The 24,710-nt window shown below is 56.5% G+C and carries 23 protein-coding genes; 18 read left to right on the top strand and 5 right to left on the bottom strand.

Translation table 11 applies throughout. The features are described 5' to 3' along the window. Positions 1 to 70: 70 nt before the first annotated feature. On the bottom strand, positions 71 to 2,782 hold the full coding sequence (secA, locus tag QQL54_RS09605; RefSeq protein ID WP_284390050.1) for a preprotein translocase subunit SecA: 2,712 nt from the start codon (positions 2,780 to 2,782) through the stop codon (positions 71 to 73). A 208-nt stretch (positions 2,783 to 2,990) separates the two neighbouring features. Here secA and QQL54_RS09600 point away from each other — a divergent pair, with 208 nt between their 5' ends. The 3 genes from QQL54_RS09600 to QQL54_RS09590 are packed head-to-tail and all read left to right on the top strand — an operon-like array spanning position 2,991 to position 5,544. After that, positions 2,991 to 3,860, top strand: coding sequence for a peptidylprolyl isomerase (locus tag QQL54_RS09600; protein WP_284390048.1), 870 nt, complete (start codon positions 2,991 to 2,993; stop codon positions 3,858 to 3,860). After that, the gene (gene argJ / locus QQL54_RS09595) at positions 3,857 to 5,095 is read left to right on the top strand and encodes a bifunctional glutamate N-acetyltransferase/amino-acid acetyltransferase ArgJ (protein WP_284390047.1); all 1,239 of its coding nucleotides are present in this window, start codon (positions 3,857 to 3,859) and stop codon (positions 5,093 to 5,095) included. Before QQL54_RS09600 ends, argJ begins: the two co-directional genes overlap by 4 nt. Then, positions 5,092 to 5,544 (top strand): (deoxy)nucleoside triphosphate pyrophosphohydrolase, encoded by a 453-nt coding sequence (locus tag QQL54_RS09590; RefSeq protein ID WP_284390046.1) that lies wholly within the window; start codon positions 5,092 to 5,094, stop codon positions 5,542 to 5,544. The genes argJ and QQL54_RS09590 overlap by 4 nt, the downstream gene beginning before the upstream one ends. A 54-nt stretch (positions 5,545 to 5,598) precedes the next feature. Here the strand turns inward: QQL54_RS09590 and QQL54_RS09585 are convergent, their stop codons facing one another. Continuing rightward, entirely contained in the window at positions 5,599 to 5,847 is a 249-nt protein-coding gene (locus QQL54_RS09585; RefSeq protein ID WP_284390045.1) for a GlsB/YeaQ/YmgE family stress response membrane protein, read from the bottom strand. 256 nt (positions 5,848 to 6,103) lie between these two features. On the opposite strand from QQL54_RS09585, the gene QQL54_RS09580 reads away from it, so the two are divergent. From QQL54_RS09580 to QQL54_RS09570, 3 genes are all read left to right on the top strand, one after another. Next, positions 6,104 to 6,604, top strand: a complete 501-nt coding sequence (locus QQL54_RS09580) for a YciE/YciF ferroxidase family protein (RefSeq protein ID WP_284390043.1) — start codon at positions 6,104 to 6,106, stop codon at positions 6,602 to 6,604. 119 nt (positions 6,605 to 6,723) lie between these two features. Then, complete coding sequence (locus QQL54_RS09575; protein ID WP_284390041.1) at positions 6,724 to 7,632, top strand: IclR family transcriptional regulator; 909 nt, start codon at positions 6,724 to 6,726, stop codon at positions 7,630 to 7,632. A 31-nt stretch (positions 7,633 to 7,663) separates the two neighbouring features. Next, entirely contained in the window at positions 7,664 to 8,923 is a 1,260-nt protein-coding gene (locus QQL54_RS09570) for an acetyl-CoA C-acetyltransferase (protein ID WP_284390039.1), read from the top strand. A 342-nt stretch (positions 8,924 to 9,265) separates the two neighbouring features. On the opposite strand, the gene QQL54_RS09565 is transcribed toward QQL54_RS09570, so the two are convergent. Then, positions 9,266 to 9,637, bottom strand: coding sequence for a cell division protein ZapA (locus QQL54_RS09565; protein WP_284390037.1), 372 nt, complete (start codon positions 9,635 to 9,637; stop codon positions 9,266 to 9,268). Further along, complete coding sequence (locus QQL54_RS09560; RefSeq protein ID WP_284390035.1) at positions 9,630 to 9,923, bottom strand: DUF4164 family protein; 294 nt, start codon at positions 9,921 to 9,923, stop codon at positions 9,630 to 9,632. The genes QQL54_RS09565 and QQL54_RS09560 overlap by 8 nt, the downstream gene beginning before the upstream one ends. A gap of 219 nt (positions 9,924 to 10,142) precedes the next feature. Here QQL54_RS09560 and gap point away from each other — a divergent pair, with 219 nt between their 5' ends. The 8 genes from gap to trmB all read left to right on the top strand — a co-directional run bounded on the left by gap (position 10,143) and on the right by trmB (position 17,662). Next, positions 10,143 to 11,153 (top strand): type I glyceraldehyde-3-phosphate dehydrogenase, encoded by a 1,011-nt coding sequence (gap, locus tag QQL54_RS09555; RefSeq protein ID WP_284390033.1) that lies wholly within the window; start codon positions 10,143 to 10,145, stop codon positions 11,151 to 11,153. A 1-nt stretch (position 11,154) separates the two neighbouring features. Further along, positions 11,155 to 12,378: a phosphoglycerate kinase gene (locus QQL54_RS09550; protein WP_284390031.1), complete on the top strand. Its 1,224-nt coding sequence runs from the start codon at positions 11,155 to 11,157 to the stop codon at positions 12,376 to 12,378. Then, the gene (locus QQL54_RS09545) at positions 12,375 to 13,424 is read left to right on the top strand and encodes a class I fructose-bisphosphate aldolase (protein WP_284390029.1); all 1,050 of its coding nucleotides are present in this window, start codon (positions 12,375 to 12,377) and stop codon (positions 13,422 to 13,424) included. The genes QQL54_RS09550 and QQL54_RS09545 overlap by 4 nt, the downstream gene beginning before the upstream one ends. A gap of 18 nt (positions 13,425 to 13,442) precedes the next feature. Next, positions 13,443 to 13,898, top strand: coding sequence for an rRNA maturation RNase YbeY (gene ybeY / locus QQL54_RS09540; RefSeq protein WP_284390027.1), 456 nt, complete (start codon positions 13,443 to 13,445; stop codon positions 13,896 to 13,898). Between the two features lie 6 nt (positions 13,899 to 13,904). Beyond that, positions 13,905 to 14,846, top strand: coding sequence for a hemolysin family protein (locus QQL54_RS09535; protein ID WP_284390025.1), 942 nt, complete (start codon positions 13,905 to 13,907; stop codon positions 14,844 to 14,846). Continuing rightward, on the top strand, positions 14,843 to 16,444 hold the full coding sequence (gene lnt, locus QQL54_RS09530; protein WP_284390023.1) for an apolipoprotein N-acyltransferase: 1,602 nt from the start codon (positions 14,843 to 14,845) through the stop codon (positions 16,442 to 16,444). Before QQL54_RS09535 ends, lnt begins: the two co-directional genes overlap by 4 nt. A gap of 52 nt (positions 16,445 to 16,496) precedes the next feature. Beyond that, positions 16,497 to 16,925: a helix-turn-helix domain-containing protein gene (locus tag QQL54_RS09525; protein ID WP_431355936.1), complete on the top strand. Its 429-nt coding sequence runs from the start codon at positions 16,497 to 16,499 to the stop codon at positions 16,923 to 16,925. 65 nt (positions 16,926 to 16,990) lie between these two features. Beyond that, positions 16,991 to 17,662 carry a tRNA (guanosine(46)-N7)-methyltransferase TrmB gene (trmB, locus tag QQL54_RS09520; RefSeq protein ID WP_284390019.1) on the top strand — a complete coding sequence of 224 codons (672 nt, stop codon included), beginning with the start codon at positions 16,991 to 16,993 and terminating at the stop codon, positions 17,660 to 17,662. A 13-nt stretch (positions 17,663 to 17,675) separates the two neighbouring features. Here the strand turns inward: trmB and QQL54_RS09515 are convergent, their stop codons facing one another. Then, positions 17,676 to 18,266 (bottom strand): hypothetical protein, encoded by a 591-nt coding sequence (locus QQL54_RS09515; RefSeq protein ID WP_284390017.1) that lies wholly within the window; start codon positions 18,264 to 18,266, stop codon positions 17,676 to 17,678. 283 nt (positions 18,267 to 18,549) lie between these two features. Here QQL54_RS09515 and rimP point away from each other — a divergent pair, with 283 nt between their 5' ends. From rimP to infB, 4 genes are all read left to right on the top strand, one after another. Further along, a complete protein-coding gene (gene rimP / locus QQL54_RS09510) occupies positions 18,550 to 19,104 on the top strand; it encodes a ribosome maturation factor RimP (RefSeq protein ID WP_284392483.1) in 555 nt (184 codons plus the stop codon). 4 nt (positions 19,105 to 19,108) lie between these two features. Then, positions 19,109 to 20,800, top strand: coding sequence for a transcription termination factor NusA (nusA, locus tag QQL54_RS09505; protein WP_284390015.1), 1,692 nt, complete (start codon positions 19,109 to 19,111; stop codon positions 20,798 to 20,800). Positions 20,801 to 20,827: 27 nt separating this feature from the next. Beyond that, on the top strand, positions 20,828 to 21,562 hold the full coding sequence (locus QQL54_RS09500; protein WP_284390013.1) for an RNA-binding protein: 735 nt from the start codon (positions 20,828 to 20,830) through the stop codon (positions 21,560 to 21,562). A 148-nt stretch (positions 21,563 to 21,710) separates the two neighbouring features. After that, positions 21,711 to 24,584, top strand: coding sequence for a translation initiation factor IF-2 (gene infB, locus QQL54_RS09495; protein ID WP_284390011.1), 2,874 nt, complete (start codon positions 21,711 to 21,713; stop codon positions 24,582 to 24,584). The last annotated feature ends 126 nt before the right edge of the window (positions 24,585 to 24,710 follow it).

Raw genomic sequence — 24,710 nt, 5'->3', positions numbered from 1 at the left:
CCCGAATCGGGCTTCCAAGCGTTAGATCGAGATCAAACAGGCCCAATTTCGGGCCTGAAATCCCGTCTGATTAAGCCACTTTCCCGTGGCACTGCTTGACTTTTTTACCTGACCCACAGGGACACGGCGCATTGCGCGGCAGTTCGGCCAGCTGTTGCGCATCTGGCGCGGGTGCTAGCGTTTCGCCAGGGCCAGGGGCTGCGCCCATAAGCTCCATCGGTGACCGCGCTCCGCTCAGCGCTTGCGGCGCGGGCTGTGGGGTCGCTTGGCTCTCAGCCTGCTGACGCATTTGCTGACGTTGGATTTGCGTGTTCAGCAACAGCCGGAAGATCGCCGCCGTCACATCTTCGCGCAAGCTGATCAGCAGCTTGTCGAACAGAGTGAACGCTTCAGATTTATATTCGTTGAGTGGATCGCGTTGGCCATAGGCCCGCATGCCGATCACGGATTTCAACGCATCGAGTTGCTGCAAATGTTCGCGCCAATTGCGGTCGATGACCTGCAACAGCACTTGTTTCTCAACGCGCTGCATTTCGTCTTCAGGAATCCCGTCTGCTAATTCCGTCGCGACACGGTCCGACGCATCCTTGAAACGGTTCGACATTTCTTCGTCGGCAATGCCTTCTTCCTCAGCCCAAGCGGCGAAGGGGAATTCGATATTCATCGCTTCCTTGGCGGCTTCGCTAAGGCCCTTAATGTCCCACTGTTCGGCGTAGGCCTTCTTAGGCACGTGTTTGAGGATCAGGTCTTCGCATAGCTGATGGCGGAAATCCTGGATGACGTCCGACACATCGTCGTCGGTCATGAACTCCATACGCTGTTCAAAAATGGTCTTACGCTGATCGTTCATGACATCATCGAACTTCAGCAGATTTTTGCGAATATCGAAGTTGCGTGCCTCGACCTTGCCTTGCGCGCGCTCGACGGCCTTGGTCATGAAACGGTTGGTCAGCTCTTCGCCTTCTTCCCAGCCCATCTTGCCCATCATATTCTTAAGGCGGTCGCCGCCAAAGATGCGCATCAGATCATCTTCGGTCGAGAGATAGAATTTGGATGTGCCCGGATCACCTTGGCGGCCTGTCCGACCGCGAAGCTGATTATCAATACGGCGGCTTTCATGCCGTTCTGTGCCTAGCACATAAAGACCACCGGCTTTGAGCGCCTGTTCCTTAAGCGCCGCGACTTCGCTACGAATATTCTCAGCGATCCGTTCGCGGGTTTTTTCATCCGCGTCTTCGGGCGTTTCCGCCTCAATGCGCATATCGACATTGCCGCCGAGTTGAATATCAGTCCCGCGACCCGCCATATTGGTGGCGATGGTCACTGCCGACGGAACACCGGCCATGGCGACGATTTCAGCTTCTTGTTCGTGGTAGCGGGCATTGAGCACTTTATGCTCGACGTCCCGTGCGGTCAGGAACTCGGACAGCTTTTCGGATTTCTCGATTGAAACCGTACCGACCAGCATAGGCTGGCCCTTTTTCTTACACTCTGCGATTTCGTCGACAATGGCGGCAAATTTCTCGTCTTCAGTGCGGTAGATTACGTCTTCAATATCGATCCGCTGGATCGGACGATTGGTTGGGATCACCAGGACTTCGAGCTTATAGATTTCGTGAAATTCGCCCGCTTCCGTCTCGGCTGTGCCGGTCATGCCGGACAGTTTCTTATACAGGCGGAAATAGTTTTGTAGCGTAACCGACGCCATCGTCTGGTTTTCGGCTTGAATATCGACTTCTTCTTTGGCCTCAATGGCTTGGTGCAGACCTTCGGACAGACGCCGACCTTGCATCATACGACCGGTAAATTCATCGATCAGAACGACTTCGCCGTCTTTGACGATATAGTCTTTATTGGCTGTGTAGAGGCGGTGCGCCTTCAGCGCTTGGTTGGCGTGGTGAACAATGGTGACATTCTCAATGTCATAAAGGCTCTCGCCTTCCAGCAGGTCGCGATCGCGCAAAATCTGCTCAAGCTGTTCATTGCCTTCTTCATTGAAGGTTGCACTGCGGGCCTTTTCATCGACTTCATAGCCGCTTTCGTCGATCAGAGGGACGATCGCGTCCAGTGTGCGGTAAAGCTCAGCCCGGTCTTCTGTCGGACCTGAGATGATCAGCGGTGTGCGCGCCTCATCGATCAGGATCGAGTCAATTTCATCGATGATCGCGTAAACATGGCCGCGCTGGCTCATCTCTGCGACGGAGAGCTTCATATTATCGCGCAGATAATCGAAGCCGTACTCATTATTGGTGCCGTAAGTAATATCGGCATCATAGGCGGCTTTGCGGCCGGGGCCATATGCGTCGTGATTATTGATGCAATCGACGGTGAGGCCGAGGAAATTATAAACGCGGCCCATCCACTCCGCGTCACGGCTGGCCAGATAGTCGTTGACGGTGACGATGTGAACGCCGCGTCCAGATAGCGCATTAAGGTAAGCCGCAAGGGTCGAGACAAGCGTTTTGCCCTCACCCGTGCGCATTTCCGCAATTTCGCCGCGGTGCAGCGTAATGCCGCCGATCAGCTGCACATCATAATGACGCTGGCCGAGGCTTCGTTTGGCGGCTTCCCGCACAGTCGCAAAGGCTTCGACGAGCAGATCATCCAATGTCTCGCCTTTTTCGAGGCGCGCCTTGAACAGATCTGTCTGGGCTTTGAGCTGATCGTCGCTCATCGCCTCCATCTGCGGCTCAAGCGCATTAATACGCTCAACTATGGGGCGGAGTTTCTTGAGCTTACGGTCATTTTCCGTGCCGAAAAGCTTCTTGGCGATGCCGAGCATGGGTGGTCCTTGCCGAATACGGGGAAGAGGTCTGCGGCTCGCATGAAACCCCCATCAAATAGTAAAGGGTTTCGCAAGTCGTCTTCGCTTAGGCGTGACTTAAGAACGGCCCTCCCTTAAGTCAACGGAAGGGGGCATGGTTGATGATGGGGCGACTGCAATGAATAGGGCGATGATGAGATTAGAAACTACGATTTCTAGAGGCATAGTGGCGATTCTTCTCATGGCGGGCATCGCAGGGTGCGCAGAAAATTCTTCGACGATTCCGGACGAAGATCGACCTGTAATAATCTCGCGCATGACGGATCCAGTTGTGGCGCGCGTTGAAGGCACGCTCATTTATGCGTCCGACGTGCAGCGCGCTGCCGCCGCGCAGGGACTCATTGGCGCGGATAGCGAAGTTGAGGTCAGCGATCCGGTTTTTCGCGTGACCGTCGAAGAATTGATCGATCAGCGCTTACTGGCGCTCGACGCACGGCGCGCGGGCGTGGCCCAGCAAGAAGAAGCGCAACGGCGTCTGGCGGCGGCGCGTGAACGCATTCTCGGTAATCTCCGGGTTGAAACCTATTTGGCCGAAACTGTGAATGATGAGACGATCCGCGAACTCTATGAGGCACAGAAAAGCCTGTCAGGACCCGGCGAAGAGCGCCGCGCGCGTCAGATTGTTGTGGCGGATGAAGAGACAGCCAAAGCGGTCGTTGGCCGCCTTAACGATGAAGAAGATTTTGCCGCGCTTGTGACAGAACTCTCAATAGACTCTGTCACGCGCGACCGCGGTGGAGAGCTGGGTTGGCTCAGCCGTGATGTATTGCCAGCCCCATTACGGAGTCCCGTCTTTACCACCGATGTCGGCGCGCGTGCGGAGCCAGTTCAGACTGACGCAGGCTGGCATATTATCGAAGTGCTGGATCGCCGCGTCCCGAACCAACGCAGTTTTGAGGATACGCGGGAAGATATCGTCCGCTTCATGACCTTTGACGCGATTGAAGCCCTGATGACGGATCTGCGCGATCAGGCCGAAGTCGAGCGGCTTTATCAAGAGGACGCGCCCGAATCCGATACGGATGCTGAAGAATGAACGACATGATCAGCCCGTTCGCACCGGACGGCTTTCCTAAACTGCCCCCGTTGCGCGGTTTCACTATGGCGACGGCAGAAGCGGGCGTGAAATATCGGGGTCGAACCGATCTTTGGGTGCTGCGCGGCGAGCCCGGCACAGAGGTCGCGGGTGTTTACACGCAAAATCGCTGTCCCGGTGCACCTGTTGATTGGTCGCGCGCCGCGCTGACGGTCGCCTCCAATGGGCCGCGCTTGGTTGTCGTGAATAGTGGGACGGCGAATGTTTTTTCGGGTCAGGCCGGGCGTGATGCGGTGGTCGCCACCGCGCAAGGTGCGGCCGCTGCATTTGGCGGCAATGCGGAGGCTATTCAGATCGCCTCAACGGGTGTCATTGGTGTGGCGCTGGAGGCTGAAAAACTTGTCGATCAGTTCGGGGGCATGGCGACCCGGATGACGCCGGATGGCTGGGAAGCCGCCGCCCGCGCCATCATGACGACGGACACTTACCCGAAGGGGGCGACAGCTCAGGCCAAGATCGACGGCGTTCCCGTTACGATCAACGGGATTGCCAAAGGCTCCGGTATGATCGCGCCCGATATGGCAACTATGCTGGCCTATGTGGCGACCGACGCGACATTGGATCAACCGGTGCTGCAGCACCTGCTGAATGATCTGGTTGGTCCGACCTTCAATTCGGTGACGGTGGACAGCGATACGTCGACGTCTGACACGCTGCTCTTTCTGGCGAGCGGTGCAGCCGACCATGCGCCCGTCTCACAAGCCGATGATCCGCGTCTGGCGGATTTCTGCCGTGCGTTGCGCGCCGTCATGTTCGATTTATCGCAGCAGATTGTGCGCGATGGGGAAGGTATTTCCAAACTCGTCACCATCCGCGTCTCCGGCGCGGTCAGTGATGGGAGCGCTTACAGAGTCGCCAAATCTGTTGCGGATTCTCCGTTAGTGAAGACAGCGATTGCCGGGGAGGACGCCAATTGGGGCCGGATTGTTATGGCGGTTGGGAAGGCGGGCGAACCTGCGGAGCGCGATAGTCTGTCGATCCATATCGGACCGCACTGCCTTGCGAGCCAAGGTCAGCCTGACGCGGATTATGTTGAGGAAATGGGCGCGACCTATATGAAAGAAGCGGAGATTGAGATCGCCATTGATCTGGGTCTGGGGGGCGGTGCGGCGACGGTCTACACGTGCGATCTCACCCACCGCTACATCGACATCAACGCCGACTACCGCTCGTGACGCCCCAAGTTTCGAAAAAATTTAAAGGCCCCGTTGTCTGGGTCGCCGCCTGCGCTTTGATCGACGCAGATGGTCGCGTGCTGGTCACACAACGACCCAAAGGTAAGGATCATGCGGGGCTGTGGGAGTTTCCGGGCGGCAAGATCGAACCGGGTGAGAGCCCGGAGCAAACGCTGGTGCGCGAGCTATACGAGGAATTGTCGGTAGAGCCCTGTCTCGATTGCTTAGAGCCTCTGACGTTCGCCAGTCACGCCTATCTCGATTTTCATTTGATTATGCCGACCTATGTCTGTCGTCAGTGGGATGGCTTCGTGCGGCCCACGGAAGGGCAGGCGACGAAGTGGGCGTGGGCGGAGGACATTGTCCGCTTACCGCTTGTGCCCGCCGATGTTCCACTCGCCCAGCAACTGGCGGCGCGCCTGCCAAAAGGACGGCGGTTTTTGACTTAAAAACGCCCCGGCCCGAGTATAAGGCGCGGGACCGAGGCGCGTTGTTTTTGGACGCTAGCGCTTAAAAATCTTCGATGCGATGACGGAGACAATGATCGCGCCAATGACTGTGCCGATAAAGCCGGCTGCGTCGCCGGGACCATAAAGGCCCAGCATTTGACCGAGATAAGTGAAAACGACCCCACCGATCACACCGGCCAGAATCATCATGATCAAGCCTTTCGGCTCATGTTTGTCGGGCAAAATAATCTTCGCAACAAAACCAGCCAAAGCACCGATGATAATGGTCATTAAAATGTTCATGGGGTTCTCCGTGTATGATGTGAGTGCGTGTAGCAGCTTCGGTCGCGCAACCCAATGTCAATCCTGATCTCCCAGACCGATCTGCCAAATGGACCTACCTGACCGATCTGTCAGAGCAGATCAGAACCGATTTGCTACACACATGCGCCGAAGATCGAAGAGTCTCGGAACAATCCACCACACGTTCCCGTTGATTGAGTGAACCCACTTGCTCGGCGCCGCCAGCCCGAGCCACGAAATCTGAGGAGATATGACGATGGCTATTAACAATCTTAAAGAGCTTTATATTGCTGAACTGCAAGACCTGTATGATGCGAACCAGCAGGCCAATGCGACGGTCGAAAAATTGATCGATGCTGCCAGCTGTCCCGATCTGAAAGACGCGCTGAAAAATTCCATCGACGGCACAAAAGATGGCAATAAGCAGATCAAATCGATCCTGGATAGCCACGGTGAAGGCGTTGGCGATGAAACCTGTCTCGGCATGAAAGGTCTAACCAAGGAAGCCGAAAAACACGTTTTGAAAGAAGAGTTTGGCGACGATTCCGTCCGCGACGCGATGCTGATTAGCCAATATCAGCGTCTGGCCCACTATGCGATCACGGGCTACGGCACGGTTGAAGCCTTTGCTAAGCGCCTCGGCGATCTCGAAAACGCTCAAACATTGGAGCAGTGTAAAGAACAGACGATGGAGGGCGACTTGCACTTCACGAAACTGGCGCAAGCTTCCATCAATAAAGACGCGATGGCCGCCTAAGCGATCTCGTAACGACGAAACAAGCCGTCCGTGTCCTGCACGGACGGCTTTTTCATATTCATAAATGTCGAGGGGATGTGACTGGCGAAACTTCGGCGCGCATGGCAGAAGCTCCGCCTATGAGCGCCCCTATCGATCCTGAAGACGACGATCTTGGCCTGTCGGTCGCGCCGCTAGCGGGCGTAACGCCGGGAAATGTAACACCGGGTCAGGCGCTGCGATTGGATGACGCCGAAAACATGCTCAAATCGAGCTTTCGGACCATGGCGCTGTTTGAATTCTTCGCCGACGTGAAACGCCCGGCCTCAATCGGTGAGATCGCCGATAATTTGAATATGCCGCAATCCTCAGCCTCCGCGTTGACCAAGTCGCTGCAAGAAAGCGGCTATCTTCAGCGCGATGTAGAAAGTCGGGCTTTCTATCCGACATTGCGGATTTCCTTTCTTGGTGATTGGCTGATCCGGATGGCAGGTCTACCCGAGGGTTTCGCCGACAATTTGGCGCGACTGTCCGAGACCATTGGCGAGACCGTTTTTCTAGCCATGCGTAACGGCATCTACTCCCAGTATATTTACACCCATCATCGTCCCGGGCCGGTGCGCGAACATATTGAAACCGGCTCGGTCCGCCCGCTTGTCTGTTCAGCGACAGGCTATGCCATGCTGACCGGTGATACCGATGAAGACATCGGCAAGCTGGTGCGCCGCACCGTGCATGAAGTCGAAAATAGTTTCTGGAAGGAAACAGCGCTGGCGGCGGTCGACGGCGTTCGCGACACGCGCGCCAAGGGTTATGCGATCGCGGTCGGGCCAAGCCATAGTAGCACGGGCGGCATTGCTGTGGCGCTGCCATCGCGCGGCGTTCGGCGACATCTATGCGTCGGGGTTGGCGGCCCCGCTGATGTGATCCGCGAACAGGGGGCCGAGATCGCGCCCGTCTTGCGCGGCTTCGTGGCGGGCTTACCACGCTCCATCGAAGATGCGATATTGGGCCGTGCCGCGTTGGCAAGAGGGACGGGCCCCGCCTAGTCACACCCGACGAAACATCGGGAGATTTATCATGGCCGACGCCTATATTATCGACGCTGTCCGCACACCGCGCGGCATCGGCAAGGTCGCCAGAAATGGGAAGAAGGGCGGCGCGCTCGCCCATCTCCATCCGCAACATCTCTCCGCGACTGTTCTCAAAGCCATTGCCGCACGCAACGCGCTCGACACGGCCAAGGTTGATGATGTGATCTGGGCAACCAGCACACAGGTTGGCAAGCAGGGCACGGATATAGGGCGGATGGCGGCGCTGGATGCGGGCTATGATGTCCGGGCGTCAGGCATGACGCTGGACCGGTTTTGCGGGTCTGGTATTACGTCCGTTAGCCTCGCTGCCTCACAGATCATGTCGGGCATGGAAGATTGCGTGATTGCGGGTGGCTGCGAGATGATGAGCTACACAACCTCTATTGCTGATCCCAAAGTGCCGCCCATGCTGGATGCGCAGAACTTATCTCTGCGCGCTAAGCACCCACAGACACAACAGGGCGTTGCGGCGGACGCGATCGCAAAGCTGGACCGCATAGAGCGGGACGTGCTTGATGATCTAGCTTTGACCAGTCAGCACCGTGCCGCCACGGCTATTAAGGAAGGCCGCTTCGACGGCTCGCTGGTCCCAGTTCACAATGAAGACGGTTCCGTTGCGCTCGACCGTGAAGAATTCCCCCGGCCGCAGACGACAAAAGACGGCCTCGGCCAGCTCAAGACGGTGTTTTCTATGTGGAAGGATATTCCGGTTGATGAGCAAGGCACGACATATGGCCAGCTTGTCGAACAGCGCTATCCGGAATTAAAAGGGGCGTGGCAGCATGTCCACCACGCTGGCAATAGTTCAGGCGTCGTCGACGGGGCGGCGGCTTTGCTACTGACGTCTAAAGAATTTGCAGACGATAACGGGCTGAAGCCACGCGCCCGCATCGTCACGGCCGTCAATATGGGCGATGATCCGACCTTGATGTTGAACGCCCCGGTTCCAGCGGCGAGAAAGGCCTTGGCCCGTGCTGGACTGACCAAGGATGATATTGATGTCTGGGAGATCAATGAAGCGTTTGCCGTTGTGGCCGAAAAGTTCATCCGTGACCTCGATCTCGACCGGGCCAAGGTGAACATTAATGGCGGTGCGATTGCGCTTGGCCATCCGATTGGTGCGACCGGATCTATTCTGATTGGTACGGCGCTGGATGAGTTAGAGCGGTCGGGTGGTCGTTACGCTCTCGTGACGATGTGTGCGGCTGGCGGCATGGCGCCTGCGATTATCATCGAGCGAGTTTAGCGCGGCGGGGTCAAAGGCCACGAAGTCTATGAGATTGTTACAAACAGCGCGAGTGACGTCGCCTATGGCGTCGTAGATCCTATCGGGCACACGAGCGGTGAGTGACGGCCCCGCAAAGTTCGTGGCGGCTTAAAAATCCTCATGAACCTCAATTTGAGGTGGGCACCGGAATTAAACGGACCACGGTCCGAACAGAGCCAGTTCCCTAAGGATACAGTAAGGTCCGGTGGATTAGTGCCATTCACGCAACCCGCAGAAACCGTCTGGGACTATGTGGGGCTCAGACGCGCGCCGTGCAAGCGCGAATGCAGGTCAGAGACTACGCGTAGCAGCCAAATTTTTCTATCTGGGGTCAGCTTCGGACAGCCGCTCGGCCAGCCGTTCGATGCGTTGCGCGGCGCTCATCAGGCTTTCGACAGCCTCGACTTCGGTGCGCTCTCGCGCCTCCGTCGCAGCCTCTGTTTCGGTTTCGAGCGTATTCAGGCGTTTCTTGACTTGGGCTTCAACAGAACTGACCGGGTCTTCCATTTCGTCGAGCAGGGTAATCCCAGCCATGACCAAAAGGCGCAGATCGCCGATCTGTCCAAATTGATTGGCCATCTGGGCGACGCGTTCATCGAGCTTCTGGCCGAGCCGCATCAGCCGCTCTTCTTCACCCGTTTCGCAGCCGAGACCGTAGGCACGGCCATTAATGTTCAGGCTAACCTTACCCATCGACGCCTCCTGCCAGTGCATCCTTGAGCGCATGAATGGTCATGTCGAGTTCAGCGCGGGTTTGTTTGGATAGGGCTTCAAACTCGGCTTCACGAACCCGGCGATTTTCCAACGCTTCGTCCAACTCCGCCGCTAGTCGCGATCGGTCCTCGGAAAATCCTTCCGCCTCACGGGCTTTGGTCTCTAACAGAGCCAATCGGCCCAGCATTGGATCGAGCGATTTTTCAAGCGCAGAGAGCGCGCTTTGCAAAGCGTTCGCGGCATCCTTGAGGCTCGCTTGTTTCATGTCAGCGCTGTCATTCATCGGCTTGTGGTTAAAGTCCTCATTTTTACCCTGAATGGCGCAAGAATTGCCGTTCGCCAAGGGTATTTTATGGGGTATTTTATTGCCCTTGCGGGATGATCCGCGTAACCCTGCGCGCAATTCCAAGGACGTTTTTCCGGCACATCACCATTCGATCGGAATCTGTCCATCGCGTGAAAATTCAGGAACCTTCCCTCTGATATGACTCTTAAAATCGCCATTAACGGCTTTGGACGGATCGGCCGTCTGGTTGCGCGCGCCTTGCACGAATATGACATTGATGATGTCGAGCTGGTTCTGATCAACTCGCCCGGCGACATTGAAACGTCGGCGCATCTGTTACGCTACGACTCTGTTCATGGCCGCTTTAGCGCCAAAGTCGTTGAAGGCGACGGCATGATTGATTTCGGACGCGGACCCGTGCGGATGACGCATGAACGCGATCCTGCCAACGTCGCCTGGGGCGAAGCCGATCTGGTGATGGAATGTACGGGCCTGTTCCGATCACGTGAGCGGTGCCAGCCGCATTTCGACGGCGGCGCCAAAGCCGTGCTGATTTCCGCGCCCGGCGAAGACGTCGACAAAACCATCGTCTATGGCGTCAATGACGATCAGCTTGGCCCGAATGATCGGCTTGTCTCTTGTGCGTCTTGCACGACGAATTGTTTGGCCCCGATCGCCAAAGTCATCTTGAACGCTGTTGGTATTCGCCGCGGTTTTATGACGACAGTGCACAGCTATACGCAAGACCAACGGATTCTCGATAATTCGCATAAGGATCTCTACCGCGCCCGTGCGGCCGGGCTGAACATGATCCCAACCAGTACCGGGGCTGCTAAAGCTGTCGGGCAAGTCATTCCGGAACTGGAAGGCCGCCTCGCAGGTGCTGCCGTACGCGTGCCAACGGCGAATGTCTCCATGATCGATCTAGCGTTCCAGCCCGAGATGAAAACGACAGCGGAAGGCCTCAATGAGGCCATGCAGGCGGCGGCCAACGGAAATATGAAGGGTATCATCTGTTATTCGCGCAATGCGCTGGTCAGCTCAGACCTCAACCATGATCCGCACAGTGCGATTTATGCCAGCCCGCTGACCAAATCCATGGATGGCGATCTGGTCAAAGTCATTGCTTGGTACGATAATGAGTGGGGCTTCGCGAACCGAATGATCGATGTCGCCCGGACCATGGGCCAGCGCTTGGAGCTGACATAGTATGGATATTCGTCGCCTCGAAGAGGCCGACCAGACTTCCGGAGGTTTGGCAGGCAAGACTGCGCTCGTGCGGGTCGATTTCAATCTTCCGCGCCGCGAAGACGGGTCGATTGCTGACGATACGCGACTGCAATCGGCCTTGCCGACGATCAATTTTCTGCGTGAAAAGGGCGCGGCGGTTATTCTCCTGTCGCATTTCGGTCGTCCCAAGGGTGAACCTGATCCCGCTCTGTCACTGGCCTTCGTTGCGGGTCCGCTCGCCGAAGCGATTGAAGCACCAGTCCGGTTTCTGACCACACCCAATATGAATGTGCTGGATGATCTAGGGCCCGGCGACGTATTGATCATGGAGAATACGCGCTTTCTGAAAGGCGAGACAGAGAATGATCCTGATCTGGCAAAGGAGCTGGCGCAATTCGGCGACCTATTCGTCATGGACGCGTTTTCTGCCGCACACCGCGCGCATGCTAGCTCTGCTGGTATTGCTGACCATCTACCAACTTATGCCGGGCTCTCTATGGCGCGGGAATTGGATCATTTAGCGCAAGCGCTCGATCACCCCGAAAAACCGGTCATGGCGATTGTTGGTGGAGCGAAAGTTAGCAGCAAGATCGACCTGCTCGAAAACCTGGTGACCAAGCTTGACCGTCTCGCCATTGGGGGCGGCATGGCCAACACTTTCCTGCTGGCTAAGGGTCATGATGTCGGCAAATCACTGGCAGAGCCCGATTTGCTCGGCAAGGCGACGGATATTTTAAAGGCAGCGCGCAAAGCTGGCTGCGAAATCATCCTACCCGTCGACGCCGTCTGCGCAACGGAATTCAAAGAGGGTGCGGATACACGCGTCGTCGCGATGACAGACGCCGCTAAAGTCACGGTCAAAGCGGGTGAAATGATCCTTGATGTTGGTCCAGACACGGTCACTGAGTTGATGGACGCGATGGATAAGTCAAAGACGCTGATCTGGAATGGGCCGCTGGGCGCGTTCGAAACGCCGCCTTTTGATACGTCGACCATTGAGGCGGCAAAATATGCGGCTCGGCTGACACGCGCGGGCAAGCTCATTGCTGTCGCGGGCGGCGGCGACACAGTCGCGGCACTCAACGCCGCTGATGTGGTTGATGAGTTCACCTTCGTCTCGACGGCGGGTGGGGCGTTTCTGGAATGGATGGAAGGGAAGCCCCTTCCAGGTGTGGACATCGTAACGAAGGGAAATGGGGCATGAGCCGACTAGATGATATGGTCGCTGTGGCGGAAGCTATGGTCAAACCGGGCAAGGGTATTCTCGCGGCAGACGAATCCACCGGCACGATCGGCAAGCGCTTCGCCTCAATCGGCACGGAGAATATAGAAACCAACCGGCGGGATTGGCGCGACATGTTGTTCCGCACACGCCCCGCGATGGATGACCATATTTCTGGCGTCATTCTCTATGACGAAACGCTTCGCCAATCGGCTGCCGACGGTACGTCCATGGTTGAGCTGATCAAGGCGACGGGGGCTATTCCAGGCATTAAAGTCGATAAGGGCATCACGCCGCTCGCGGGTCGTCCGGGCGAAACGATCACCCAAGGCCTCGATGGTCTGCGCGAACGATTGGCTGAATATTACGAACTCGGCGCGCGCTTCGCCAAGTGGCGGGCCGTGATCGAAATTTCCCATCCTGACGTCACGGTTGGCCGGACGCCGACCGAAGGCGGTATCAAGGCCAACACTCATGCGCTGGGCCGCTATGCGGCGTTGTGTCAGGAAGCAGGCATTGTCCCCATCGTCGAACCTGAAGTGCTGATGGGCGGCGCGCATTCGGTCGAACGCTGCCACGAAGTAACGGAACGCGCGCTCAACTCCCTCTTCACCGAGCTTTATGAGCAAGGCGTGGCGCTAGAAGCGACTATCCTCAAACCGAATATGGTTGTGGCGGGCAAACAATGCGCCGAACAGCCGACGCGCGAGCAGATCGCGACCCGCACGATTAAAGTGCTCAAGGACACAGTTCCAGCCGCTGTGCCTGGCATCGCCTTCTTGTCCGGTGGGCAGGAAAACGAAGAAGCGACACGTAATCTCGACATGATGAATAAGATTGGCGGTTTCCCGTGGAAGCTGACCTATTCCTATGGCCGGGCGCTGCAGCAATCGGCGCTATTTGCGTGGCAAGGCAAGGCAGAGAATTACGCAGCGGCTCAGGCGGCCTTTACGCACCGGGCCAAAATGAACGGTCTTGCGTCCAAAGGCGAATGGTCCGCGGACATCGACGCCGAAGTCGATGCATAAGGCAGCTTGAAGCGGGTTATGGGCGATTTCGTCATTGATATCGCCCGTCCTTGCCCGGATTGGCCAGAGGTTGAAGCGCTGATCGCCCCAGCGGCACACGCAGCTCTAGCAGAGTTGGAGGCACCGCATTGGGGCGAGTTGTCGGTCGTGCTGAGTGACGACGCGCATGTTCAAACGCTCAACCGCGACTACCGGGCTAAGGATAAGCCGACCAATGTCCTGTCTTTCCCGATGCCTTCTGAGACCGGTCTGATGGGCGATGTCGTCTTCGCGCTTGAGACCATTACCCGTGAGGCTGAGGCGCAAGGTAAGATGTTTGCCGACCATTTTACCCATTTGCTGGTCCACGGTGTTCTCCATTTACAGGGTCTCGACCATGAAACGGACGCGGACGCGCAGGATATGGAAGCGCGCGAAGTCTGCGCATTGGCGCGTCTGTCGATTGACAATCCCTATAGGTCGGATAATCGCTAGCCCGCTATGACCACCGACCCCACGTCGTCCCCCTCGTCGCCTGAGCTGGCACCCGAGCGGAACGGATCATCCTTCTTCAGTAAGATTTTTCGCCGTGGCAACGGTCGCCGTTCAGGTGACTCCGAAGCCGCCTCTCCGACTGAAAAGGCTGCCGCGCAAGAACGGATGATGGATGCTGCTGAGCGGTTCCACCTACTGCGCGTCGATGATGTGATGGTGCCGCGTGCCAATATCGTTGCGATCGAGAAGACGGCGACACTCAAGGAATTGTCCAAGGCGTTTCGCGATGCGGGCCATTCACGACTGCCCGTCTTTGAAGATACGCTCGATAATCCTATTGCGATGGTCCACATCAAGGATCTGCTGCCCTACCTGATGTTCGATGCGCGGGGACGCACGGCCAAGACTTATCCGGATCGCAAAGTTATTCGAACGATCAAGCGCTCGGTCCTTTATGTGCCGCCCTCCATGCTGGCGCAGGATCTGCTGCGGCGGATGCAAGCGCGCCGGATCCATATGGCGATTGTTGTCGATGAATATGGCGGCACGGATGGCCTGGTCACGATTGAAGATCTAATTGAGCCGATCGTGGGCGATATTGAAGATGAACATGACGAGCTTGATGATGAGCTCAAACGGATCGTGCTCGATGGCGGTAAGGTCTGCTGGGACGCTGATGCCCGCATGAGCATCGATGATTTTGAAGAGGCGATTGGTCGCGACTTTGCAACAACGGACGAGGAAGACGAGGTCGACACTCTGGGCGGCTTGGTCTTCACGCTGGCCGGACGCGTGCCAGAACGCGGCGAGATTATTGTCCATCCCGAAGGGGTGGAAATGGAAGTCATTGATGCGGACCCGCGGCGCGTTAAACGCTTGCGCGTGACAATGCCCAATCGGGACGAAGGCGGTCTTGGCGACGTGCCTCACTTGCTGCCGCAAACATGATGTCATCCGACCGCTCACGCGGGTGGACGGCGCAAGGCTGGGGTCCCCGGCTCGCTATGATCGCCGCTGGTGCGATTGCGGTTCTCGGTTTTGCCCCATTTCACTTTTGGGGTGTCACGCTCCTGTCCCTCACCATTTTGTTTGTCCGCCTCATCGGTGTGTCGCGCTGGGCGCGTCCGGGTCGGGCGGGGTTCTGGACTGGTTTGCTGTTCGGTCTCGGCTGGTTCTCGGCCAGTTGTTTTTGGATCGCGTCTGCTTTCATCGAACGGGGGCCTGAATTTCTGCCGATGATCCCGCCATTGGTCGGTGGGTTGGCGGTTGTGCTGGCGCTGTTTTGGGCTGTGGCGGGGAGTGTTGCCGCCCGAATGATGGGCGGCGCGTCGATCTGGCGTGCCGGGCTGATTTTTGTGGCGGCTTTCATGATTGCGGAGCTGGCCCGCGGTCATATCCTATCCGGTTTCCCTTGGAATATGGCCGCCTATGCTTTCGAACCTGGCGGCGCGACCAGTCAGGTGGCGAGTTTGATCGGTGTTTATGGGCTGACGATGATCATCTATATCGCCGCTGCTTTGATCGGTATTGCGGTGTTATTGCGCGACTGGCGCCCGGCGCTGGGCGTGGTCCTCATTCTCGCTGGAATGATCGGTTTTGGCAGCTGGCGTCTGTCGACCGCGACGATTGAGACGCAACCCGGCGTGACCTTGCGGCTGGTCGATGTGCCGTTCCGACAGTCAGAGAAAATGAACCCGGACACATCTGTTCAGATCGTAAACCGTTACATTGCGGCGAGTTTGGAGCCGGGCATAGAAACGGTGACACATCTGGTCTGGCCTGAAGGCGCAGTGAACGGTCTGGCGATTGAGAATGAGCCGCTTCTAAGCGCGATGGGGGCTTTGTTGACCCAGAGAACAGCGACGCCCCCGGTCTGGCTCATGAATTCTCTGCGCATCGAAGTGAGTCCAGATGGCGAAGGTCGTCCGAAGCGCCGCTATTATAATAGCTCTGTCGCGATCACCTTTGATGAATTCGGCAATCCGGCTGTTGCTGCGACCAATGATAAGGCTAAGCTCGTCCCGTTTGGCGAGTTCATTCCAGGGGGTGAATGGGTTGAGCGAATTGGCGCGCGATTAGTGTCGACAGCTTTGGGCTCGATCTCGCCAGCCTCGGACAAGCGTATCGCGAACTTTCCGGGCCTGCCCCCGATTTCACCGCAGATCTGCTATGAGGTCATTTTTCCGGGACTAACGCCCCGGGGTGGTCAAAACGGCCAGGCTGCGCCGCAGGCTATTCTTAATCAAAGCAATGATGCTTGGTTTGGCGGGACAATCGGCCCGGCCCAACACGCCGCTATCGCGCGCTACCGGGCTATTGAAGAAGGTTTGCCTCTGATCCGGTCCGCGTCAAACGGCATTAGCGGTGTTTTCGACCCATTTGGGCGCGCAGACCGCGTTCTGGACGGTAGTCTAGATGGGCATATTGACGCAGTGTTACCGCTACCATTGGGTCCTAAGCTCCCGATGACATGGGTCAACGCAGCGCTGAGCTTGCTTAATCTATGTTTATTATTACTAGGGATGATCGGCCTACGCCGCCGCTAGGAACGGCATTGGCGTGACCGTTGGAACGGATCTTACGCCAAGGGGTATAGGTATAATGATCAATAAACATGCACCGCGATCGGCGAACCCGGTCGATGTACACGTCGGCGCGCGTGTTCGCTTGCGGCGTCAAATTCTCAAAATGAGCCAAGAAAAACTTGGCGACCAGCTCGGCGTCACTTTCCAGCAGGTTCAGAAATATGAGCGCGGGACCAACCGCGTTGGTGCGTCACGTCTCTGGCGTCTGTCGCAGGTTCTGGATGTGCCGATTAGCTATTTCTTTGAAGGCATGACTAATCAGATTGAAGCTGGTGAGTTCTCTGAGAATGATCAGATGCCGATCGTCTATGATTTCATCAATAGCTCAGACGGCGTTGCGTTGGCCAAAGCCGTGTCGCAAATCACCAATAAGGCGGTTCGCCGTCAGATCCTTGAATTGGCGCGTAGTCTCGCCAAAGATAGTGCCGACAAGGACGGCTAGCTGTAGGCGCTGCAACGGTTGACGGCTGGTTGACTCAAGGGGTCAATCGCGGCCAGTGCGCGGGCATGAGTTTTAACCCGGAACAAGATCGTTTTCGTACCTTTGGCCGCGCCAAAGGCCGCACTTTATCGCCTGCGCAAGCCGAACTTATAGAGACACATTGGCCGCGGCTGGAGATCAAGCCTGGGGATGCTCTACCGCCTGCGCCGCGTTGGCTTGAAATCGGTTACGGCACCGGAACGCATCTCATTCACTTGGCGAAAACTCATCCCGAGGTTTCAATTCTCGGCGCGGAGCCGTTTTTGAACGGGACGGCCAAAGCGGTTAAGGCCGTAGCGGATGGCGGCCTGAACAATGTCCACCTATTTCGCGGGGATGTGCGTGAGTTGATGGCTGAGATGCCGGATAGCTGTCTGTCGCGCGTTTACATTCTATTCCCGGACCCGTGGCCAAAGGCGCGGCACAATAAGCGGCGCCTGATCCGAACTGCTTTCATCGAAGAGCTCTATAGGGTTGTTGAGCCAGGCGGGCGCCTAACCTTCGCCTCAGATATTCCACATTATGTAGATTGGGCGCTGACTCGGTTCCGGACGCATTCCCATAAGGTAGGCGGCGGATTTGACTGGGCGGGCGGCGATCCCAAACAGCCGCCAGAGGGTTGGCCTGGGACAAAATATGAGGCGAAGGCGCGTCGCGAAGGGCGCACCCCCTATTGGTTTGAGTTCGATCGCCTGTAGCGGCGATGTAACCTCAATTCGCAGCAGCGTGTACGGAGTTAAGCACTCCGCTGCGACCCGCTTCGATCCAATCCGGATATTCAAACCGGTGGTTTTGGAGATCTTCGATCAGTTTTTGGCGTGCCTGCGGATCGTCAATCATCCGGACCAGCCGCGCAAAAGGAGAGAAGTCAGTCGTCGGGAAAATATCAAACGCGGTGCGTTCTGGCCCTAACAAACGACCTTCCAAATCAGAGAAGACAATGCGGTTGGAGCCCGTCTCAAAGGCGAAAGACCGATAAAGCAAGCGCTCCTTGATCGTTCCCTTATAAGATGGATCGCAAATATCGATTGGATCGACGTTAAAATCAATCTGTCCGCCAACGACTTCACGCAAGTGAAGCGTGTTTTCAGATGGAAGGACGCAGAGATGCCGGTTGGTCGGCCAAGCGGGCTGCAGGATTAGGCCGTCGATACCGCCCTTCCCTTTTTTAAGCATCTTCTTCACTTTGATCGATTTGGACTCAGCGACCTGACCTGTCGTTGGGTCAAGTGTGAAGCGTGCAAAGCCCGCTCGACCCTGCCAAGGCGATTGAAATTGAAGCAATGTGAGGGACTCAGTCATAAATTTGCCTTCTATACGCATGTCATTTGTGTGACGATCTTGTCGCAAAAGTGTAACAATAGTGTTAGCAAGTCAATATAGACGTCACAGTCGCTTACAGTGGCCTTGATTAAAGGACGCTGAGACGCGAAATCCGACCCAAATATTCGAGTGCCAACATCTCTTGAAAAACTGGATAAAGCTCTCTACATGCAGCACAACATCGCCGGTTCTGGCAGTTGCCAGCCAGGCGGCCCCCGGCAACGGCGGGCCGTTTTTTTATTGGCGAATTGAAGGATAAGCACTGAAAACCAAGACACATATCGACGAACGCGTTTTAGAGCTCGCAGAGCCTATTGCCGAAGACTTGGGTCTTCGGGTCGTTCGCGTGCGCGTCATGGCGGGCAAGCGCCGCACCGTACAGATCATGGCCGAACGTAAAAGCGACGGCCTGATGGGGATTGAAAACTGTCAGTCCTTATCGCGCGAATTATCTGCGATCATGGAAGTCGAAGATCCGCTTGATGATGCCTATGTTTTGGAAGTCAGCAGTCCCGGTATCGACCGACCGCTGACGGACATTAAAGATTTCACGGCCTATGAAGGCTATCTCGCCAGGCTTGAGCTTGACCGGATGGTCGAGGGTCGCAAGCGGTTTCGCGGCGTGCTGGCCGGGGTCGAAGATGGCCATGTGGACATTAATCTGGACGGCGAAAAGGACGCGACCGCGTCAATCCCGTTTGATTGGATTTCAGAGGCCAAGCTTCTGATTACGGATGAGTTGGTCGAAGAAGGCCAGCGCAAAAAAGAGGCGGCCATGGCAATGACCCAGGCCGCAGCCAAGGACGAGGAGGAATAGCGCCATGGGTATTGCCGGCGTTTCCGCAAATAAACTGGAATGGCTGCAGATCGCGAAAGCGGTTGCTGAAGAAAAAGCCATCGACAAACAGATCGTGCTGGCCGCGATTGAAGAAGCCTTCGAACGTGCCGCGAAAATGCGTTACGGTGCCGAGCTTGATATCCGCGCATTTCTGCACCCTGAAACGGGTGAGATGAGCCTGCGACGGGTCATGACTGTGCGCGAAGAAGTCGAAAACGAATATATTGATGTCGACCTTGCGACGGCTCAGCTGGATAATCCTGAGGCCGAAATCGGCACAGAAATCAACACGCCGCTGCCAATGATTGAGCCCAGCCGGGTTCAGACACACCTCGCCAAACAGGTCATCACTCAGAAGACCCGTGAAGCCGAACGCGCACGTCAATTTGAAGAATTCAAAGACCGTATCGGTGAGATCATCAACGGTATCGTCAAGCGCGTCGAATATGGTCACATCATTGTTGATCTGGGTCGCGCTGAAGCCGTGATCCGCCGTGATCAGGCTCTGCCGCGCGAAAACGTCAAACCAGGCGATCGTATCCGCGCCTACATTATGGATGTGCGCGAAGAACAACGCGGCAGCCAAATCTTCCTGTCACGCGCTCACCCGCAATTTATGGCGCAACTCTTTGCGCAGGAAGTGCCGGAAGTTTATGAGGGCACAATTCAAATTGTTGCCGTTGCGCGTGACCCGGGCAGCCGGGCTAAGATCGCCGTCTATTCTAATGACAGCTCGATCGACCCGGTCGGAGCCTGTGTCGGTATGCGCGGTTCGCGCGTTCAAGCCGTCGTCAATGAATTACAAGGCGAGCGGATCGACATTATTCCTTACACAGAAGATGTCGGCACATTTATCGTCAACGCGTTGCAGCCTGCCACTGTCGCGAAGGTCGTCATTCACGAAGCCGATGACCGGATCGAAGTTGTTGTCCCTGAAGAGCAGCTCAGCCTTGCTATTGGCCGTCGCGGCCAAAATGTCAGGCTCGCGTCGCAACTGTCTGGTTGGGCGTTGGATATTCTGACGGAAGAGCAAGAAAGCGAACGCCGCCAGCAAGAATTCCGCGAACGGTCCCAACTGTTCATGGTGGGTCTGGATGTCGACGAAATGGTCGCGCAGTTGCTCGTATCTGAGGGTTTCGAGACGATGGAAGAAGTCGGTTATGTCGAAATGGCCGAGCTTTCCTCTATTGAAGGCTTTGATGATGAAACGGCGGAAGAGCTACAAACCCGCGCCCGCGAATATCTCGAAAAGATCGCACAAGAGCAGAATGCGAAACGCATCGAGCTTGGTGTTGAGGACGGCGTTCTCGAAATCGATGGTGTGACGCTCCCAATGGCTGTCATCTTCGGCGAGAACGAGATTGTCTCGGTCGAGGATGTGGCTGGCTTGGTGCCGGATGATCTGACGGGTTATGTCGAGTTTAAGGATGGTGAAAAAATCCGCGAGCCTGGCTTATTCGAAGGCATGAAGTTCACGGCCGAAGAGGCAACCAACATGATCATGCGCGCGCGTGTCCACGCCGGCTGGATCAGTGAGGAAGACCTATATCAGGATGAGGAAGAGGCTGAAGGCGAAGAGGGGGCGAATGAATATGTCGCGCCGGAACGTGCCATCGATGCTGCCGAGGCCTTGTTTAATACTGATGGCCCCCAAAACAAAGGCGTGGGCGCTTAATGCGCCTATAGCCCCAGGACGGCCCGTTTGAGCGCCGAGTCCGACATCCCTAACCTCGAACAAACCGAGGAAGATCGTCGCGGTCACAAATCGCGCGAGCGCCGCTGCGTCGCGACGGGCGAGGTCCGTGATCCCGATCGGATGGTGCGCTATGTGCTATCGCCAGACGGTCAGGTCGTGGCGGATGTTTATGGCAAATTGCCGGGTCGGGGTGTTTGGGTGTCTGCGAATGAGGCCCTGCTGCGTCAGGCCGTCAAGAAAGGTGGCTTTGCCCGCGGTTTCAAAACGAAAGTCGCTGTCGACGCCGATACGCTCGTGGCGCATACGCGTGATCAGCTGCGTCGGCATATGCTGGGTCAGTTGACGATGGCCCGTAAAGGCGGACGGTTGGTTTTCGGTCAAACGGGTGTGAGAGAGCCTGCATCGCGCGGTGATGTGGCTTTGCGGATTGAGGCGTCAGACGGGGCTCCAGATGGTCGCGGTAAATTGCGAACATTGAGTTTGGCCACGGCGAGAGAATTAGAGCGTCCGGACCCCGCCGTGATTGGGTGCCTGACGGCGCTTGAAATTGGTAACGCGCTTGGACGTGATCCGGTTGTTCACGCGGCTATATTGGTCGGGCCTATGGTTAAGGCGATGAAGGCCTCGGCTGTTCGGCTATCCGGGTTTGAACCCCTTGTACCAAGCGATTGGGCAGATGCGCACCATGAGATTAGTTTGGAGCCTCCGCCCCTAAAAAGACCGCCCCCCAAGGGCGGTTGAAAAACTAGAGTTTCCCGCTAGGTTGCGGCCCGTCGCAGAGAGGGGCCGGAATTTAACGGCTTTGAAAGCGGGCGTCCTGGCCCATATAAAACCTGGCTGATGGCAACCCAGGACCCGTTTTGACGATATGATGATTTGAAAGAATAGAATGAGCGACAATAACGATAACAAACCACGCCGTCCTGGCGGTTTTGGCGGCGGCCGTCCCGGTGGACCCACACGGGGCCCGCGCCGGACAACGGCGCGTCCATCTGCTGTGGTGGTTGAGAAGAAGAAAAAGCGCTTGGTTAAACCAGGTGCTGGCGCGGCCGGGTCGACTGGCGCGAAGCCGAAAATCCAGTTGAAGCCGCGCACAGCGCCTGCGGCAACACCTACACCTACACCTACACCTACGCCCACGCCTGCCGCACCAACGCCCACGCCTGCCGCCGCGACGACGGCAGCGCCTAAGCCTGTGGCAAAAGCCGAACCAAAAGCGGTCGAAATTCCGGCACCTGAAGGCGCTGTCGCTCGCCGCGCTACGCCTGAGGCTGTGAAGCCAACCGAGACGAAGGCCAAGCCGGCAACATTGGCGCCACCGATCAAAACGGCTGCCGCAGCTAAACCGAAGCCTAAGCCCAAACCAAAACCCAAAGTCATGAGTGCCGACGCCGTCGCAGCGGCTGCACGTGAATTGGGTCTGTCGGAAGCTGAATATCGCGCCCGTCAGCAAGCGCTCGCTCAAGCTCAAGCTCAGGCCGAAGAACGCGCCGCCAAGAAGGCCGCAGAAGCCGAAGCTCGCCAAGCCCGTATGCGCGATGAGCAGCAAATGCTCGAAGCCAAAAAGAAGGCCGAAGAAGAGGCCGAGCTGCAGCGCATTGAGAAAGAAGAAGAAGAACGTCGGCTTAAAGAGAAGGAAGAACAGGAACGCTTGCAGCGTAAATCTGTCGGATCGCCGCTTGAGCGCAAAGACGGCAGTGAAGAGAATCTGTCCGAGATCGAAAAAGCGGGTGGACGGATCAAGAAGAAACGCAACACGCCGCCGCCGACCCGTTCCAAAGGCGAACAGAAACGTCGTCGTGGTAAGCTGACGATTGTTTCGGCTCTATCCGATAATGAAGATCGCCAACGGTCCCTCGCAGCGGTCAAACGCAAGCGCGAACGTGAACGTCAGCGCCGAATGGGTGGCTCTGGCTCACGTGAGAAAGTGCAGCGCGAAGTGGTCGTGCCGGAAACGATTACGATTGCTGATCTGGCCAACCGGATGGCTGAACGCGGTGCAGACGTAGTGAAATATCTGATGCAGCAGGGCACGATGTCCACGCTGAATGACGTCATCGACGCGGATACGGCGCAAGTGATCGTTGAAGATTTCGGCCACGTTGTGAAACGTGTCTCCGAAGCCGATGTCGAAGATGACTTCCTGATCGACGATACACCGAGCCAAGAAAAGGACCGCAAGCCGCGGGCCCCTGTCATCGCTATTATGGGTCATGTCGATCACGGTAAAACGTCACTTCTCGATGCCTTGCGCTCAACCGATGTGGCGGCTGGCGAAGCGGGTGGTATCACCCAGCATATTGGTGCTTATCAGTTGCAGCTTAAGTCTGGCGATAAGATCACCGTGCTGGACACGCCCGGCCATGCCGCATTCGCGCAAATGCGCACACGCGGTGCCGAAGCGGTTGATATCGTGGTTCTGGTTGTTGCTGCCGATGACGGCGTGAAACCTCAGACCATCGAGTCGATCCGTTATGCGCGCGCAGCTGGCAAGCCGATCATCGTCGCCATCAACAAGATGGATACGTATGAGGCCAATCCGCAGAAAATCGAAACTGACTTGCTGCAATATGAGGTCATCACAGAATCCATGTCGGGCGATGTCCAAGCCATTCCGGTCTCTGCCAAAGAAGGCACAGGACTGGATGCGCTGGCCGAGGCGATTTCGCTTCAAGCCGAACTGATGGAACTGAAAGCCAATCCGAAACGCAATCCGGATGGTCTTGTGATCGAAAGCCGGTTCGAAAAAGGTCGCGGTGCTGTCACCACCTTGCTTGTCAAACGCGGCACGCTGCAACGCGGCGATATGATCGTGGCCGACGAATATATGGGCAAGGTCAAGGCCATGATGGATGAGCGCGGCAAGCAGCTTAAAAAGGTCGGCCCGAGTATGGCGGTCGAAGTCATGGGTTTGGACGGTGCACCAATGCCGGGCGAACCATTTGCCGTTGTCGATGGCGAACAGAAAGCCCGCGAAATTGTCGAATATCGTCAGCGTAAGAAAAAGCAGGCCCTCGCCGCTGTGCCGTCAGCTTTGGCGTCGATGGAACAGATGATGGCGAAGCTGCAGAACAAGGAAGTGTCCGAACTTCCTCTGCTGGTCAAAGCCGACGTTCAAGGTTCTGCCGAAGCGATCAAAGCGTCGCTCGAAGGGTTGTCCAATTCGGAAGTCAAAGCCAATGTCATCTACTCGGCAGCCGGTGGTATTTCCGAAAGCGATGTGCAGATGGCCAAAACGGCCGAAGCGCCGATCATCGCCTTCAATGTACGCGCCAACAAGCAAGCCAAGGAGTTGGCAGAGCGTGAAGGTGTAGAAATCCGTTACTATTCAGTGATTTACCAACTGATCGAAGAGATCGAAGGCGCACTGACGGGCATGATCAAACCGGAGCGTCGCGAGACGTTCATCGGTTACGCCGAAATCCTGGAAGTGTTCAACATTTCCAAACTCGGCAAGGTCGCGGGTTGTCGCGTTACGGATGGTCGTGTGGAACGCGGGTCCGGCGTCCGTCTCTTGCGCGACGATGTTGTGATCCACGAAGGCACGCTCAAGACGCTCAAACGCTTCAAGGAAGAAGTCGAGAAAGTCCAAGCGGGCATGGAATGTGGTATGGCCTTTGAGAATTACGAAGACATTCGCAAAGGCGATCAGATCGAGTGCTTTACCGTCGAAATGATCGACCGGTCCCTCGAAGATGTGGCCCTGACCGATATGGAGGCAGCTGCTGAGGCGAAAGCGCAAGCGAAAGCTGAAGAAGATTAATCTAATCGATTATTCAGACTGTAAAAAGGGAGGCCTTGGCCTCCCTTTTTTATTTGTTTGAGCAAGGTGCCGACCTTGGTTTTTAAAATAATTAAATTTGCAGATGAGGGCGCTTTAAGCGCCCTC

It is taken from the genome of Algimonas ampicilliniresistens (assembly GCF_030159955.1).
Classification (GTDB): Bacteria; Pseudomonadota; Alphaproteobacteria; order Caulobacterales; family Maricaulaceae; genus Litorimonas; species Litorimonas ampicilliniresistens.
The sequence above is the reverse complement of the archived record's forward strand: the minus strand, read 5'-3'. Positions and strand labels throughout refer to the sequence as shown.

What these genes read in the sequence shown, in the direction of transcription:
- secA (WP_284390050.1), bottom strand. Translation starts at nt 2,782, where the DNA reads ATGCTCGGCATCGCCAAGAAGCTTTTCGGCACGGAAAATGACCGTAAG.
- argJ (WP_284390047.1), top strand. Translation starts at nt 3,857, where the DNA reads ATGAACGACATGATCAGCCCGTTCGCACCGGACGGCTTTCCTAAACTG.
- QQL54_RS09585 (WP_284390045.1), bottom strand. Translation starts at nt 5,847, where the DNA reads ATGAACATTTTAATGACCATTATCATCGGTGCTTTGGCTGGTTTTGTT.
- QQL54_RS09580 (WP_284390043.1), top strand. Translation starts at nt 6,104, where the DNA reads ATGGCTATTAACAATCTTAAAGAGCTTTATATTGCTGAACTGCAAGAC.
- QQL54_RS09575 (WP_284390041.1), top strand. Translation starts at nt 6,724, where the DNA reads ATGAGCGCCCCTATCGATCCTGAAGACGACGATCTTGGCCTGTCGGTC.
- QQL54_RS09570 (WP_284390039.1), top strand. Translation starts at nt 7,664, where the DNA reads ATGGCCGACGCCTATATTATCGACGCTGTCCGCACACCGCGCGGCATC.
- QQL54_RS09565 (WP_284390037.1), bottom strand. Translation starts at nt 9,637, where the DNA reads ATGGGTAAGGTTAGCCTGAACATTAATGGCCGTGCCTACGGTCTCGGC.
- QQL54_RS09560 (WP_284390035.1), bottom strand. Translation starts at nt 9,923, where the DNA reads ATGAAACAAGCGAGCCTCAAGGATGCCGCGAACGCTTTGCAAAGCGCG.
- gap (WP_284390033.1), top strand. Translation starts at nt 10,143, where the DNA reads ATGACTCTTAAAATCGCCATTAACGGCTTTGGACGGATCGGCCGTCTG.
- QQL54_RS09550 (WP_284390031.1), top strand. Translation starts at nt 11,155, where the DNA reads ATGGATATTCGTCGCCTCGAAGAGGCCGACCAGACTTCCGGAGGTTTG.
- QQL54_RS09545 (WP_284390029.1), top strand. Translation starts at nt 12,375, where the DNA reads ATGAGCCGACTAGATGATATGGTCGCTGTGGCGGAAGCTATGGTCAAA.
- ybeY (WP_284390027.1), top strand. Translation starts at nt 13,443, where the DNA reads ATGGGCGATTTCGTCATTGATATCGCCCGTCCTTGCCCGGATTGGCCA.
- QQL54_RS09535 (WP_284390025.1), top strand. Translation starts at nt 13,905, where the DNA reads ATGACCACCGACCCCACGTCGTCCCCCTCGTCGCCTGAGCTGGCACCC.
- lnt (WP_284390023.1), top strand. Translation starts at nt 14,843, where the DNA reads ATGATGTCATCCGACCGCTCACGCGGGTGGACGGCGCAAGGCTGGGGT.
- trmB (WP_284390019.1), top strand. Translation starts at nt 16,991, where the DNA reads ATGAGTTTTAACCCGGAACAAGATCGTTTTCGTACCTTTGGCCGCGCC.
- QQL54_RS09515 (WP_284390017.1), bottom strand. Translation starts at nt 18,266, where the DNA reads ATGACTGAGTCCCTCACATTGCTTCAATTTCAATCGCCTTGGCAGGGT.
- nusA (WP_284390015.1), top strand. Translation starts at nt 19,109, where the DNA reads ATGGGTATTGCCGGCGTTTCCGCAAATAAACTGGAATGGCTGCAGATC.
- infB (WP_284390011.1), top strand. Translation starts at nt 21,711, where the DNA reads ATGAGCGACAATAACGATAACAAACCACGCCGTCCTGGCGGTTTTGGC.